Consider the following 13,407-nt stretch of genomic DNA (forward strand, 5'->3'; position numbering starts at 1 on the left):
CCACAAACTCTCTCGTCACCGGGCCACAACTCTCTCCTCACCGGGCCACAACTCTCTCCTCACCGGGCCGGGATCCTCTCCTCAGCGTTATTCGGCTGGTTTCATACCCCGCGCATTGGCCAGCCGTGCCGCCTGTTCGCGGCTGCTCACGCCGAGCTTGTGCAGCAGGTTCGACACGTGCACGCTGGCCGTCTTCGTGCTGATGAACAGCGAGTCGGCGATCTCGCGATTGGTCCTCCCGGCAACGAGCCCGGCCAGCACCTCGAGCTCACGTGGCGTCAGGTCGGTGTCGGCCCAGTCGTCGGCGGCGCGGCGTTGCGTCGGGGCGCCGATGTCGATGCGTCCCCACCGAGCGAGGTCGGAGATCTCGGCCAGCAGGCAGCGTGCATCGAGCTCGGAGGCGGCGGCGTGGGCACGTCGTACGGCGGCCAGCTGTTCGGCGCCCGTGCCCTTGCCGAGCACCGTTGCCTCGGCCTCGCGCCAGCGGCAGTACGCCGTGGAGAACGGTCGACCGAGCCGCTGCCATGCCGCCGCGGCGTCGGCCCACCTCGCGGGCTCGGCTACGTCGGGAGTACACCGCGCGAGCTCCGCATCGATCGTCGCCGCCACCGCGGCTGCATCGACGGTCGGATGGGAGTCCGCGTCCAGCGGGTTCGGGACGAGCGCCTTGATCCGCGCCGTGAGCGACTCGACGAGCTCACCGATACGCGCGTGCGCCACCTGGCTCGGCGGGGTGCGCTGGCACCGGTCGGCGAGCGCGCGAGTGGCGAGCATGACGAGCGGGCCGGCGAAGCGCTGCTCGTCGCCGTTCCGCACCAGATCGAGTCCGCCGAGCGCACTCTCGTACGCCGCGTCCTCCTCGTGCAGCCACAGCCGGAGCTCGGCGTCGATCTCGTACAGCTCGCGCTGCCACGACTCGGGCGCGCCGAACTCGGCGAGCAGCTCGTGGCACTGGTCGAGGCGAGCGCGCGCCGTGTCGAGGTCACCGCGGGCGAGCGACAGCCGGGTCGCCTGCTCCAGAACGGGGAACGCGCGTACGCCGCGCGACTGCTGGGCCAGCGCCTCCTCGAGCAGAGTTCCCGCCCGGTCGAGCCGCCCCGACCGGATCAGCGACTCGGCGGCGTTGGCGAGCATGAAGCTGCCATCCTGGCGGGCGAGTCCGACCCGGCGCATTGCGGCGTACCCCTCGACGCAGACGTCGACAGCGTCGACGTCGCGGCCCGCGACGCCGAGCACATGGGCGCAGTCGATGTAGGCCAACGCCAGGTCGTCCGGATCTCCGATCTCGGTCGCGATCGTGACCGCCGCGCGCGAGTAGACGATGCCCGTCTCGAAGTCGCCCTGGTACGCGCGCACCGCGCCGAGCGCATTCAGGGCACGGCCCTCCTCTGCGCGCGCATCGATCTCGCGGGCGATCCGGATCGCTTCCTTGCATGCGGCGTCGGCCTCGTCGATGCGGGTCCATGCGATCGCGAGCAGACCGAGGCCGGCGTACACCCGCGCGCGTGCGGGCGACGGTGTCGTGGGCAGCAGGGTGAGCGCTTCGCGGTACGCCGCCTGCGCCTCGTCCACGAGGCCCGCATTGAAGCAGTAGGCCCCCTTGCGTTCGAGGATCGCCGACCGCCGGATCGGGTCGGGCGTCAGCGTCCCGGCCTCGTCGGCAAGGCGCACGGCGCGTGGGCCGTCGCCCGTCAGATGCGCGGCCTGGGATGCGTGGACGAGCAGCTCGACACCGTCGAGCGCCGCGCCGGCGATCATGGAGCGACCCGACGTCAGGCGTACGGCGCGCGTGTAGTGCTCGTCCGCGTCCGCGAACGCGTACACCTGCTCGGCGGCGAGTCCGGCGCGTACGGCAGTGGCGAACGCGACCTCGGGTACGTCCGCCTGCGCCCAGTGGTACGCGATCCGCCCCGCAAGCGACGGGTCGCCGGCATCGGGCATGCCCTGGAGCGCGCGGCCCGTCGAAGCGTGCAGGCTGGTTCTTCGTCCCGGGAGCAGATCGCCTTCGAGCACCTCGCGGAACGTCGGATGGGTGAAGGCGTACGTCGTACCGGTACCGGGCGCGACGATCTGGTTGTCGACGGCGGCGCGCAGCCGTGCCTCGGCGGTGTCGGGCGCGAGGGTCGCAACGGTGGCCAGTACGTCGAGGTCGAACTCCCGGCCGACCACGGCCGCGACCCCGAGCACGTCTTGCGTCGGTCCAGGGAGCCCGGTGATGCGGGCGCTCACCAGATCCCGGAGCGTTGCCGGCAGGTCGGGCGTACGCTCTCGGGCGCACGGCAGCAGCTGCTCGGTGAACAGGGGGTTGCCCGCCGACCGGTCGAAGACGAGGTCGACCAGCTCCCAGGCCGGGGCGGTGCGGTCGTCGCCGATCAGGACGGCTATCTGGTGCGCCGTGTCGTCCCGTCCGAGCCGGCCGAGGCCGAGCCGGTCGACGATCGCCAGCCGTTCCAGATCCGCAAGCCAACCACGCAACGGGTGCGCGCGCGGGAGGTCGTCGGTTCGGACCGACAGCATGACGACGACGTGCTCGTCGCTCAGGTTGCGGGCGAGGTACGCGACCAGATCGAGCGTCGACAGATCGGCCCATTGCAGGTCTTCGATGATCCACAGCAGCGGCCGGGTAGCCGCAAGATCGCCGACCATCGACAGGATCGACTCGAACAACCTCACCTGCCCCGACGGACTCAGGGGCGCGAACGCATCGACCGGCCCACTCGGGACCTGTGCGGGTGCGAGCTGCGTGAACACCGTCGGCCAGCGGTCCGCACAGCGCCGTACGTGGTCGTCGTCGCTGTCGGCGATGAACTGCCGTAGCGCGCCGATGATCGGGACGAACGGCATCGCCTCGCCGCCGACGGGTACGCATCCACCGACGAGGAGAGTCGTGTCGACGCCGGCGGCGAAGCGGCGTAGGAGCGTGGTCTTCCCGACCCCCGCCTCTCCGAGCACGAGCTGAACCGTCGGGGTGCCGTCTGCCGCGCGCGCGAACGCCCCGCCAAGTCGCTCCAACTCGGCGTCCCTGCCCACGATCGGCGTCGTCAACGCGTTCCCGTCGTGCATCGGTTCCGGCGGTGACACCGGCCTCCACCATCGATGATCGACCCTCGAGGGCCATCCGTCAGCGGATTAGGCATACCCGAGGGCCGATCTGAGGTCCTCGACCGATATCGGCGCTCGGTCCGGCGCTCCTACGGTCGATGAAACGCCGGACACGAAACAGGGAAATGCCGGCGCATCGAGAGGGAGACCATGTCGAGAACAACGCTCCGACGGCTCGCCGCCGTCTCGGTCGTCGCCGCGGTGGCGGCCACGACCGTATCCGCATCCATGGCGAACATCGCGCCGGGCACACCGAAGAAGGACGTCCACATCGGGTTGGACAACGACAATGCCGACAACCCGTTCATCCAGCCGCCCGGTGTCGTCGCGAAGCAGCACATGGACAACACCGACGTGCTCTTCGGTCGCGCCAAGGAGGACCTTCTGGTCGGCAAGCTCGGTGGAGACACCGAGATCGGCGGTTCGGGCGCGGACATCCTGGTCGGAGGACCGGAGGGCGGCGTCGCCCCGAACAGCGACGTCCTGCTCGGCGGACCCGGCAACGACATCAATATCTGGGCGCCCGGCGACGGCAGCGATGCGTACGTCGGCGAGGACGGCCGCGACACGATGGTGTTCGCGCCGTTCGTGACGAAGTCGAACGGTGACCTCAAGCTCCAGTGGCACCAGGGCCGCAAGATCCCGCGCGTCGACATCGGTGACAAGCCGCAGTTCCGCTGCGAGATCGTCAAGGTGCCCAAGCGAGAGGAGCTGGGCGCGCAGTTCCTGGTCAGGTTCTTCGCGAACGACACGCTCGCCGTCACCGTCCGGCAGAAGGACGTCGAGAAGCTGCTGTGCCCCGCGGGCCAGGCAAATCGTGCGCGGGTCGCCGACCTGACCCGGAAGCACCCGGCGTTCTACACCGTCCGGCTCAACCGACTCGGTGGCACGCTCGGCGCCATCGTCGCGGCACCGTAGGGAGCCGGTTGCCATGCAGACGTACCGATGCCAGCACTGCGGTCAGGTGCTCGCGGCCTTCGTATCGTTCGCGCCCGGCCTCGCGCTCCCGTTCTCCAACCAGGCCGCTCAGACGCAGGTGCAGGCGCGCCGCGAGCAGCACGCCGAGCGTTGCCCGGCAGCGGGCAAGCGAGGCCGGCGAACCGCGGTCGTCATCGGCGCCAGCATGGCAGGCCTGCTCACGGCGCGGGTCTTGTCCGAGACGTACGACCACGTACGGATCATCGACCGCGACCGGCTTCCGGACGAGATCAGGCCACGTGGCGGGGTGCCGCAGGGTGCCCATACGCACGGCCTGCTCGCTCGTGGACGAGAGGTGCTCGACGAGCTGTTCCCCGGCCTCGTCGAGGATCTCGTCTCGGCGGGCGCGCTCGCCGGCGATCTGCAGGCCGACGTCCGTTGGAACATCGGCGGTGGCGATCTGAAGCGGGGCACCAGTGGACTCGAAGGGATCATGCTCGGCCGCCCGATGCTCGAGCACCACGTGCGCGAGCGCGTTGCGGCGCTGCCCAACGTCACCATCGCGCAGGGTCTGCGGGCAACCGGCCTGACGTGCCGCGGCGGTCGCGTACGCGGCGTGATGGTCGCGAACGGGAGCGCGGAGCGCCCGGTAGCGGCCGAACTCGTCGTGGATGCGTCGGGGCGGACGTCGAGGTTGCCCGACTGGTTGGGCGAGCTCGGATACGAGGAGCCCGAGGTCGAGCGCGTGCAGGTCGACGTGTCGTACACGACGCGCACGTTCGCGCGTACGCCGACCGATCTCGGCGGCCAGAACGGACTCATCGTCGCCGCAACGCCAGAGGCGCCCGTCGGCGCCGCGATGCTCCGGCAGGAGAACGAACGCTGGATCGTCTCGATCGGGGCCTATCACGGCGACGTCGCACCACGCGAGCTACCGGCGTTCGCCGAACGTGCCGCCGAGGTGGATGACGGGCTCGGTGCGACGGTTCGGTCGGCGACTCCGCTCGACGACGGTGCATACTTCCGCTTCCCGGCGAGCGTGCGGCACCGGTACGACGCAATGCGGGCGTTCCCGGACGGGCTGCTCGTCACGGGCGACGCGGTCTGCTCGTTCAACCCGGTGTTCGGGCAAGGGATGACGGTCGCGGCGCTCGAGGCGCTCGCCTTGCGCGACTGCCTGCGCGACACCGGCAGGAGGCGAGGTCTCGCCGACCGGTACTTCGCTGCGATCCGGCCGATCATCGACGGCGCATGGCAGACGTCCGTCAGCGCCGACCAGCAGATCCCCGGAACACCGGGACGCGTACCCCGCGGCGCCCGCCTCATCAACCGGTACGTCGCGCGGTTCCAGCGGGCCGCCCACAGCGACCAGGGGCTCGCCGTCGCGTTCCTTCGCGTGATGAACCTGATGGAGCCCCCGGCGTCGCTGCTGCGGCCTCGCTATCTCGTCAAGGTGATCGCTCGGACGCCCGCGAGCGGCCGAGCCGAGAAGCCACTCCGTGATCCGGCGACCAACCAGCCGGCCGCGCCAACGGATCGTCCCGAGATACGGGCCGTCCGAACCCCCGAGAGGACATCATGACCACCTCCATCGACGCGGGAAGCGCCGCACGCGACGAACTCACCGACTTCCAGGGCGAGCTCATCGGTCCGGGCGACGGCAGCTACCAAGAGGCCCGCGCGGTCTACAACGCGATGATCGACAGGCATCCCGCACTCATCGCAAGGGTCGCGGGGCCCGATGACATCACCCGTGTCCTCCGCTTTGCGCGCGAGCGAGGCATGCTCGTGGCGGTACGCGGCGGCGGGCACAACGGGGCAGGTCTCGGAACCTGTGACGACGGCGTCGTCATCGACCTGGGGGCACTGAGGGAGGTACGTGTCGACGAGGCAGCGCACACAGTGCGAGTCGGTGGCGGCTGCACCTGGGGCGAGGTCGACCAGGCAACGCATGCGTTCGGGCTGGCGACGCCGAGCGGGATCATCTCGACGACCGGCGTCGGCGGGCTCACGCTCGGTGGCGGACTCGGTCACCTCACCCGACGGTGTGGGCTGGCGATCGACAACCTGCTCGAGGCCGAGGTCGTTCTGGCCAACGGCGAGCACGTACGCGCGAACGCCGACGAGCACCCCGACCTGTTCTGGGCGCTTCGGGGCGGCGGCGGGAACTTCGGCGTCGTCACGTCGTTCACGTTCCGGCTCCACGAGGTCGACACGGTCGTTGCGGGGCCGACCTTCTGGGCGGTCGAGCAGACCGAAGAGGTGCTCGCGGCGTACCGGGAGTTCCTGCCGGCCGCGCCGCGCGACCTGAACGGGTTCTTCGCGTTGACGACAGTGCCACCGGTGCCGCCGTTCCCGGACGAGCTCCACCTCCGCAAGGTGTGCGGGGTCGTGTGGTGCCACACGGGCACGGAGGAGCAGGCATCCGCCGACATGGCGCCGCTGCTCGACTCGCTGCCCGAACCGCTGATGCATGGAGCGGCGCCGATGCCGCATCCGGACCTCCAGAGTGCGTTCGACGCACTGTATCCGAAGGGCGACCAGTGGTACTGGCGCGCGGACTTCGTCAAGCAGATCCCCGACCCCGCCGTCGCACTCCACGCGCAGTACGGCGCGCGGCTGCCGACCATGCAGTCGACGATGCATCTCTATCCGGTCGACGGCGCTGCGCACGACGTCGACCCGGGTGCCACCGCATGGAGCTACCGCGACGCGACCTGGGGCACGGTTTACGGCGGCGTCGATCCCGACCCGGCCAAGGTGCCGACCCTGCGGGACTGGACGGTCGGCTACTTCGACGCACTGCACCCGTACTCGGCGGGGGGCGCGTACGTGAACATGATGATGGACGAGGGGCAGGAGCGGGTACGCGCGGCGTACCGAGGCAACTACGACCGCCTGGCGCGGATCAAGGGGGAGTACGACCCCGAGAACGTCTTCCGGGTCAACCAGAACATCAAACCCCGCTGAGGAGAGACTTCTGGCCCTGTGACGAGAGACTACGTACCCCCGGCTGGAGTGCGTAATCTCTCGTCACAGGGCCAAAACTCTCTCCTCAGCGGGAAGGGCAGTGCATGCTGGGGACATGAGCGAACTCGATCGAAGGACCGTCCTGCGGGGGACGATCGCAGGAGCACTCGCCGCGACCAGCGTCGCGGCGCCAACTCGCACCGACGCAGCACCGTTGGCCGCGCGTACGTCCGGCCCGCCGCCCATCGCGGCCAGACGCGACGGGCCGACGGCTGCCGACTGGAAGGCGCTGGAACGCGGACTCAAGGGCAGGTTGCTGCGGCGAGGGGAGAAGGGTTATCGCAAGGCGACCCACCTGTTCGACCCTCGCTTCGACGGCGACCATCCACGCGGCATCGTGCGCGCGGCCAATGCGCACGACGTCAGCGAGGCGCTGCGGTTCGCCCGCAAGTTCGACGTGCCGCTGCGACCGAAGTCGGGCGGCCACTCGTACGTCGGCGCGTCGATGTTCAGCAAGGGCATCGTGATCGACACCGGTGGGATGGACGGAATCGACTACCAGCCCGGGTCGAAGCGCGTCGTCATCGGGGCGGGTGCCGAGCTCGGGCGCCTGCACGACCGGCTCGACCGGCACGGCCGCACCGTCCCGACGGGCACCTGCCCGACGGTCGGCGCTGCCGGGCTCACTCTCGGTGGCGGCATCGGCGCCGAGAGCCGGATGTACGGGCTCACCCAGGACGCCGTCGTCGATATGCAGGTCGTCACCGCCGACGGCAAGATCCGGCACGCCGACGCGCACCATCACAAGGACCTGTTCTGGGCGCTACGCGGCGGCGGAGGCGGCAACTTCGCGATCGTCACGCACCTGACGATGCGTACGTTCGACGCGCACCGGGTGGGGTTCTTCTTCCTGTCGTGGCCCGGGCACGACGCGGTAGCAGTCATACGCGGATGGCAGCAGCGACTGCGGCACATGCCGCGTACCTCCTGGGCGAACGTGCATCTGGACGCCAACAACGGCAGCATCTCGCCGCGCATCGTCGGGCTCTCGCTGACCGGCGACGGCCATCACGAGGCCAAGGCGCTGATCCGGGCCGTCGGACGCAATCCCTCGAGCGTCTCGTACGCGCAGAAGTCGCACCGCGAGGCGATGCACCTGCTCGCGGGCGCGAACGGGCACCAGCGGCAGTCGTTCGTCGCGGGCTCGGACATCATCGGCGCGCCGATGAGGACGCCCGCGCTGCGGGACCTGGTCGGCGTCGTACGCCAACGGTCTCGGCACGGCGGCGGCGCGTCGGCGATCCTGGACCCGCTCAACGGGCGGGCCGGGCGGCCGAAGGTGAGCTCGTCGGCGTTCCCGTGGCGCAATGCACTGGCGTCGCTGCAGTGGTACGTCGGTCTGCCCCATCCGTCGCCGAAGGCGGTCAAGGCCGGCCGTACCTGGATCAAGCACGGCCACCGCGCGGTGGCCGCGCGGTCGGTCGGCGCGTACGTGAACTACCTCGAACCGGGCCGCCCGGTGCGCCGCTACTACGGCAAGCACTGGAAGAAGCTGCGGCGCATCGCCCACAAGTACGATCCACAGGGAGCGTTCCGCTCGCCGTACTCCATCCGGTGAGCGGCTATCCTGCCTGACCGTGACGACCGATCAGCTTTTCGCGGCAGTCGGGATGGCCGCCGTCGCCGCGCTCGGCGCGTGGTGGTCGCCGCGCGTCATCGCCCGGCTGCCCGACCCGGTCGAGGTCGAGGTGCCGTACGCCGAGCTCGCCGGCGGCCCGCGCCTCGCGCTGCGTCTCGCGGCGGCCTCGGCGGTCGTCGCGGGATCGCTCGGCGCCGCGCTCGGGCCGGATCCGTCGCTCCCGGTGTGGTGCTTCCTGAGCGTCGTCGGTGTGGTGCTGTCGTACGTCGACTGGCGGGTGCGGCTGCTGCCGTTCCGGATCGTCGCGCCGTCGTATGCGATCGTCGGCCTGCTGCTGATCGTTGCCGCGGTGGTCACCGGTGACTACGACGCCGCCCGGCGGTCGCTGATCGCCTGGATCGCGACGTACGCGATCTTCACCGGGATGTGGTTCGTCTACCGCCGCGGCATCGGCTACGGAGACGTACGCCTCTCCGGAGTGCTGGCGATGGCCCTGGGCTGGCTCGGCTGGAGCGAGCTGATCGTCGGCATGTACGCCGCGTTCATCCTCGGCGCGCTGATCGGCGGCGGGCTCGCCCTCGCGAAGGTCGTCGATCGCACCGGCTACCCGTTCGGCCCGTTCATGTTCGCCGGCGCCTGGGTCGGCGTCGTCTGCGCTCCGGCGATCACGTCCTGGCTCGGCTGACGCTGAACGTGGGCCGCACGTCTCGGCCCCGGAATGGCCGATTTCGGGGCCGGAACGTGCGGCCCACAGGGCCAGAGTTCTCTCGTCGGGGTGCGTGAAAGACTGAGCGCATGCTTCGTTGGTTGACGGCGGGCGAGTCGCACGGCCCCGGCCTGGTCGCCGTGCTCGAAGGCGTGCCCGCCGGGGTCGAGGTCACGAGTGCCGACATCTCCGCGGCCCTCGCGCGTCGTCGTCTCGGGTACGGCCGGGGCGCCCGGATGAAGTTCGAGGCCGATGAGCTCGAGATCGTGGGCGGCATCCGCCACGGTCGTACGCTCGGCAGCCCGGTCGCCTTGCGCATCGGCAACTCCGAGTGGCCCAAATGGCAGACCGTCATGTCCGCCGACCCGGTCGACGAGGCCGCCCTGGCCGACTCCGCCCGCGGGGCACCGCTCACCCGTCCTCGCCCGGGCCATGCGGATCTCGTCGGCATGCAGAAGTACGACTTCGACGAGGCTCGCCCGATCCTCGAGCGGGCCAGCGCCCGGGAGACGGCGGCCCGCGTCGCGCTCGGCGCGGTCGCGAGCAGGCTGCTCCGACAGGCCGGCGGTGCCACGGTCGTGAGCCACGTGATCGAGTTCGGCTCGGTACGCGCGCCCGCGGGTGTACTGCCGACGATCGACGACGTGGAGCGCCTCGACGCCGACCCCGTACGCTGCCTCGATCCCGACGCGAGTGCGGCGATGGTCGAGGAGGTCGACCGGGCCCACAAGGACGGCGACACCCTCGGCGGCGTGGTCGAGGTCGCCGTCGACGGGCTACCGCCCGGGCTCGGCAGCCACGTGCACTGGGACCGCAAGCTCGACTCGCGCCTCGCGGGCGCACTGATGGGCATCCAGGCGATCAAGGGCGTCGAGGTCGGCGACGGTTTCGAGCTCGCGCGTTCGCGCGGGTCGGAGGCGCACGACGAGATCGTCTCCACCGACGACGGCATCCGTCGGTCGTCGGGTCGCTCCGGCGGCATCGAGGGTGGCATGAGCACGGGCGAGACCCTGCGCGTACGGGCCGCGATGAAGCCGATCGCCACGGTGCCCCGCGCACTTCGTACCGTCGACGTCGAGACCGGCGAGGCGACCAAGGCACATCACCAGCGCTCCGACGTCGCGGCCGTCCCGGCCGCCGGCATCGTCGCGGAGGCGATGGTCGCGCTCGTACTCGGTGACGCGCTGCTGGAGAAGTTCGGCGGCGACGCGATCGGCGAGACCCGCCGCAACCTGGAGGGCTACCTCGCGGAGATGAAGCACCGATGAGCCGTGAATCGGTGCCCAGCCCCCCGCTGGGCCGGACGTTCGAGCGGGACACGCCCGGCGTTTCCCGCGCAAACGTCTTGCCCACGGTGGGTGGCGGGCAATGACTCCGCGCGTCGTCCTCGTCGGCCCGCCCGGTTCCGGCAAGACCACCGTCGCCCGCGAGCTCGCCGACCTGCTGGGCGCCGACGTCCGCGACACCGACGAGGACGTCGAACGTACGCACGACAGCACGATTGCCGATCTGTTCGTCGACCACGGGGAGGCCCACTTCCGCGACGCGGAGGCCGCCGCGGTAAGCACCGCGCTGGCCGAGCACGCCGGGATTCTCGCCCTCGGCGGGGGAGCCGTGCTGCACGCCGGCACCCGTGCCGCGCTCGACGGTCATCGCGTCGTGTTCCTCGACGTCGGCCTGTCCGAGGCCGCGAAGCGGGTCGGCCTCAACACCGCCCGACCCTTGTTGCTCGGCAACGTACGCTCACAGTTGAAGACCTTGATGGACGAGCGGCGTCCGATCTACGCCGAGGTGGCGGCCCACGTTGTTTCGACCGATGCGTTGACGCCGCGTGAAGTCGCCGACGACATCGTCCGCTGGCTCGAGACCGGAGGGAGTACGGCATGACAGCGTCGCAGCCCGAACGCCTGCGGGTCGACTCGGAGCGGCCGTACGACGTCGCCATCGGCGACGGTGCGCTGGACGACCTGCCGGACCTGATCGGTGCCGACGCCCAGCGGGTGGCGATCATCCATCCGACGACGCTCGCGTCCCCGGCGGAGTCGATCCGCAAGCGGCTGATGAACGACACCCGGGAGGCGCACTGCATCGAGGTGCCGGAGGGCGAGACGGCCAAGACCTCCGAGGTGGCGGCGTTCTGCTGGCGCGTGCTCGGCCAGGCCGGATTCACCCGTAGCGACGTCGTCATCGGCCTCGGCGGCGGTTCCACCACCGACCTTGCCGGCTTCGTCGCCGCGACCTGGTTGCGCGGCGTCGGGTACGTCACGGTGCCGACCTCACTGCTCGGCATGGTCGATGCGGCGGTCGGCGGCAAGACCGGGATCAACACCGACGAAGGCAAGAACCTCGTCGGGGCGTTCTACGAGCCCCGCGGTGTCCTGTGCGACACGACGGTGCTCGCGACCCTGCCCGACAACGAGCTGCGCAGCGGCCTCGCCGAGGTGATCAAGTGCGGGTTCATCGCAGACCCGCAGATCCTCGACCTCGTCGAGGACGACCCCGCCGCCGCCCTCGACGCGTCGGGTCCGGTACTCGCCGAGCTGATCGAACGCGCCGTACGAGTGAAGGCCGACGTGGTCGCGGCCGATCTCCGGGAAGACTCGGCCGACGGCGTCGGACGCGAGATGCTGAACTACGGCCACACCCTCGGCCACGCCGTCGAGCGGGTGGAGCAGTTCACGTTCCGGCACGGCGCCGCCGTGGCGATCGGCATGTGCTTCGCCGCGCAGCTCGCCGGTCTGAGCGGGCGCATCGACCGGGCGCTCGTCGACCGGCACCGCAATCTGCTGCAGGTGGTGGGGCTGCCGACGGCATACCGGCCAGGTGTCTGGCCCGAGCTGTACGATGCGATGCGGCTCGACAAGAAGACGCGGGGCGATCGCCTCCGGTTCGTCGTACTCGACGCGCTCGCCGAGCCCGCCATCCTGTCCGGACCCGACCCGGCGCTGCTCACCGCCGCGTACGCAGAGATCTCGAGGTGACGATGCCCGCACAGCACGAACCCCGGCGCGCCAAGCTCGCCAAGCTCCTGCAGGAGCGCGACCTGGGCGCTGCCCTGGTCACCGACCTCGTCAACGTGCGCTACCTGACCGGGTTCACCGGCTCCAACGGCGCGGTGCTCGTGCACGCCGACGCCCGGGCGTCGTTCGTCTCCGACGGTCGCTACACCGACCAGGCCGCGGCCGAGTGCCCCGACGTCGAGCGGCACACCGACCGCGAGCTCGCGGCGACCTTGCTCGCACACGCCGAGCTGCCGCGCGGTACGCGCATCGGCGCCGAGACGCATGCGTTGTCGGTCGACGACTACGCGGCGCTCGCCGCCCTCGTCGACGAGCACGGTCTCGGCGTCGAGTCGCTGCGCCGAGCGGTCGAAGACCTGCGCGTGGTCAAGGACGACACCGAGATCGCCGCGCTCACAGAGGCCTGCGCCATCTCGACCCGTGCACTCGAGGGACTTCTCGACGGCCCGCTCGCCGGGCGTACCGAGACCGAGATCGCCCGCGACCTCGAGTGGCGCATGTACGAACACGGCGCCGAAGCGGTCGGGTTCGACACGATCGTCGCGTCCGGTCCGCACTCCGCGATCCCGCACCACCACCCGACCGACCGCGTCGTCGAGCGCGGTGACCTGCTGAAGATCGACTTCGGCGCGCGGTACGCCGGCTACCACGCCGACTGCACGCGTACCGTCGCGATCGGTCGGGCCGCCGACTGGCAGCGCGAGATCTATGCGGCGGTACGCGCCGCGCAGCAGGCCGGGCTCGACACGCTCGTCGCCGGCAACGCGATCGCCGACGCCGACACGATCCCGCGCGAGGTGCTCGACGAGGCCGGCTACCTCGAGGCGTTCACGACGGGCATCGGGCACGGCGTCGGCCTGGTGATCCACGAGGACCCGTTCATCCGCAAGACGACCGCCGGTACACTTCTTCCTCGCACCCCCATCACGATGGAGCCCGGCATCTACCTGCCCGGCCGCGGGGGAGTCCGGATCGAAGACACCCTCGTCGTCGAGGACGGTGCGCCCACCATCTTGACGACGTACACCAAGGAACTGCAGGAGATCGGCTGA

General features: G+C 70.6%; 10 protein-coding genes. 9 read left to right on the forward strand and 1 reads right to left on the reverse strand.

Annotation, left to right across the window (positions count from 1 at the left end):
- Positions 1-87: 87 nt before the first annotated feature.
- Positions 88-3,081, reverse strand: coding sequence for a helix-turn-helix transcriptional regulator (locus L0C25_RS20260; RefSeq protein ID WP_271633588.1), 2,994 nt, complete (start codon positions 3,079-3,081; stop codon positions 88-90).
- Positions 3,082-3,252: 171 nt separating this feature from the next.
- Between L0C25_RS20260 and L0C25_RS20265 the strand changes: the two genes are divergently transcribed.
- The 9 genes from L0C25_RS20265 (at position 3,253) to L0C25_RS20305 (ending at position 13,407) form a co-directional block, all read left to right on the forward strand.
- The gene (locus tag L0C25_RS20265) at positions 3,253-4,020 is read left to right on the forward strand and encodes a calcium-binding protein (RefSeq protein WP_271633589.1); all 768 of its coding nucleotides are present in this window, start codon (positions 3,253-3,255) and stop codon (positions 4,018-4,020) included.
- A 13-nt stretch (positions 4,021-4,033) separates the two neighbouring features.
- The gene (locus tag L0C25_RS20270; protein ID WP_271633590.1) at positions 4,034-5,602 is read left to right on the forward strand and encodes an FAD-dependent oxidoreductase; all 1,569 of its coding nucleotides are present in this window, start codon (positions 4,034-4,036) and stop codon (positions 5,600-5,602) included.
- On the forward strand, positions 5,599-6,990 hold the full coding sequence (locus tag L0C25_RS20275; RefSeq protein ID WP_271633591.1) for an FAD-binding oxidoreductase: 1,392 nt from the start codon (positions 5,599-5,601) through the stop codon (positions 6,988-6,990). The genes L0C25_RS20270 and L0C25_RS20275 overlap by 4 nt, the downstream gene beginning before the upstream one ends.
- A 115-nt stretch (positions 6,991-7,105) precedes the next feature.
- On the forward strand, positions 7,106-8,608 hold the full coding sequence (locus L0C25_RS20280; protein WP_271633592.1) for an FAD-binding oxidoreductase: 1,503 nt from the start codon (positions 7,106-7,108) through the stop codon (positions 8,606-8,608).
- A 19-nt stretch (positions 8,609-8,627) separates the two neighbouring features.
- On the forward strand, positions 8,628-9,314 hold the full coding sequence (locus tag L0C25_RS20285) for a prepilin peptidase (protein ID WP_271633593.1): 687 nt from the start codon (positions 8,628-8,630) through the stop codon (positions 9,312-9,314).
- A gap of 110 nt (positions 9,315-9,424) precedes the next feature.
- Complete coding sequence (gene aroC, locus L0C25_RS20290) at positions 9,425-10,603, forward strand: chorismate synthase (RefSeq protein WP_271633594.1); 1,179 nt, start codon at positions 9,425-9,427, stop codon at positions 10,601-10,603.
- 100 nt (positions 10,604-10,703) lie between these two features.
- Complete coding sequence (locus tag L0C25_RS20295) at positions 10,704-11,222, forward strand: shikimate kinase (RefSeq protein ID WP_271633595.1); 519 nt, start codon at positions 10,704-10,706, stop codon at positions 11,220-11,222.
- A complete protein-coding gene (gene aroB / locus L0C25_RS20300; protein WP_271633596.1) occupies positions 11,219-12,316 on the forward strand; it encodes a 3-dehydroquinate synthase in 1,098 nt (365 codons plus the stop codon). The genes L0C25_RS20295 and aroB overlap by 4 nt, the downstream gene beginning before the upstream one ends.
- A 2-nt stretch (positions 12,317-12,318) precedes the next feature.
- Positions 12,319-13,407, forward strand: a complete 1,089-nt coding sequence (locus tag L0C25_RS20305; protein ID WP_271633597.1) for a M24 family metallopeptidase — start codon at positions 12,319-12,321, stop codon at positions 13,405-13,407.

The organism is Solicola gregarius, from assembly GCF_025790165.1.
GTDB classification, from domain to species: domain Bacteria; phylum Actinomycetota; class Actinomycetes; order Propionibacteriales; family Nocardioidaceae; genus Solicola; species Solicola gregarius.

Excerpts from the sequence above, each read along its gene's own strand:
- aroB (WP_271633596.1), top strand. The coding sequence starts at position 11,219 with ATGACAGCGTCGCAGCCCGAACGCCTGCGGGTCGACTCGGAGCGGCCG.
- L0C25_RS20305 (WP_271633597.1), top strand. The coding sequence starts at position 12,319 with ATGCCCGCACAGCACGAACCCCGGCGCGCCAAGCTCGCCAAGCTCCTG.
- L0C25_RS20280 (WP_271633592.1), top strand. The coding sequence starts at position 7,106 with ATGAGCGAACTCGATCGAAGGACCGTCCTGCGGGGGACGATCGCAGGA.
- L0C25_RS20270 (WP_271633590.1), top strand. The coding sequence starts at position 4,034 with ATGCAGACGTACCGATGCCAGCACTGCGGTCAGGTGCTCGCGGCCTTC.
- L0C25_RS20275 (WP_271633591.1), top strand. The coding sequence starts at position 5,599 with ATGACCACCTCCATCGACGCGGGAAGCGCCGCACGCGACGAACTCACC.
- L0C25_RS20265 (WP_271633589.1), top strand. The coding sequence starts at position 3,253 with ATGTCGAGAACAACGCTCCGACGGCTCGCCGCCGTCTCGGTCGTCGCC.
- aroC (WP_271633594.1), top strand. The coding sequence starts at position 9,425 with ATGCTTCGTTGGTTGACGGCGGGCGAGTCGCACGGCCCCGGCCTGGTC.
- L0C25_RS20295 (WP_271633595.1), top strand. The coding sequence starts at position 10,704 with ATGACTCCGCGCGTCGTCCTCGTCGGCCCGCCCGGTTCCGGCAAGACC.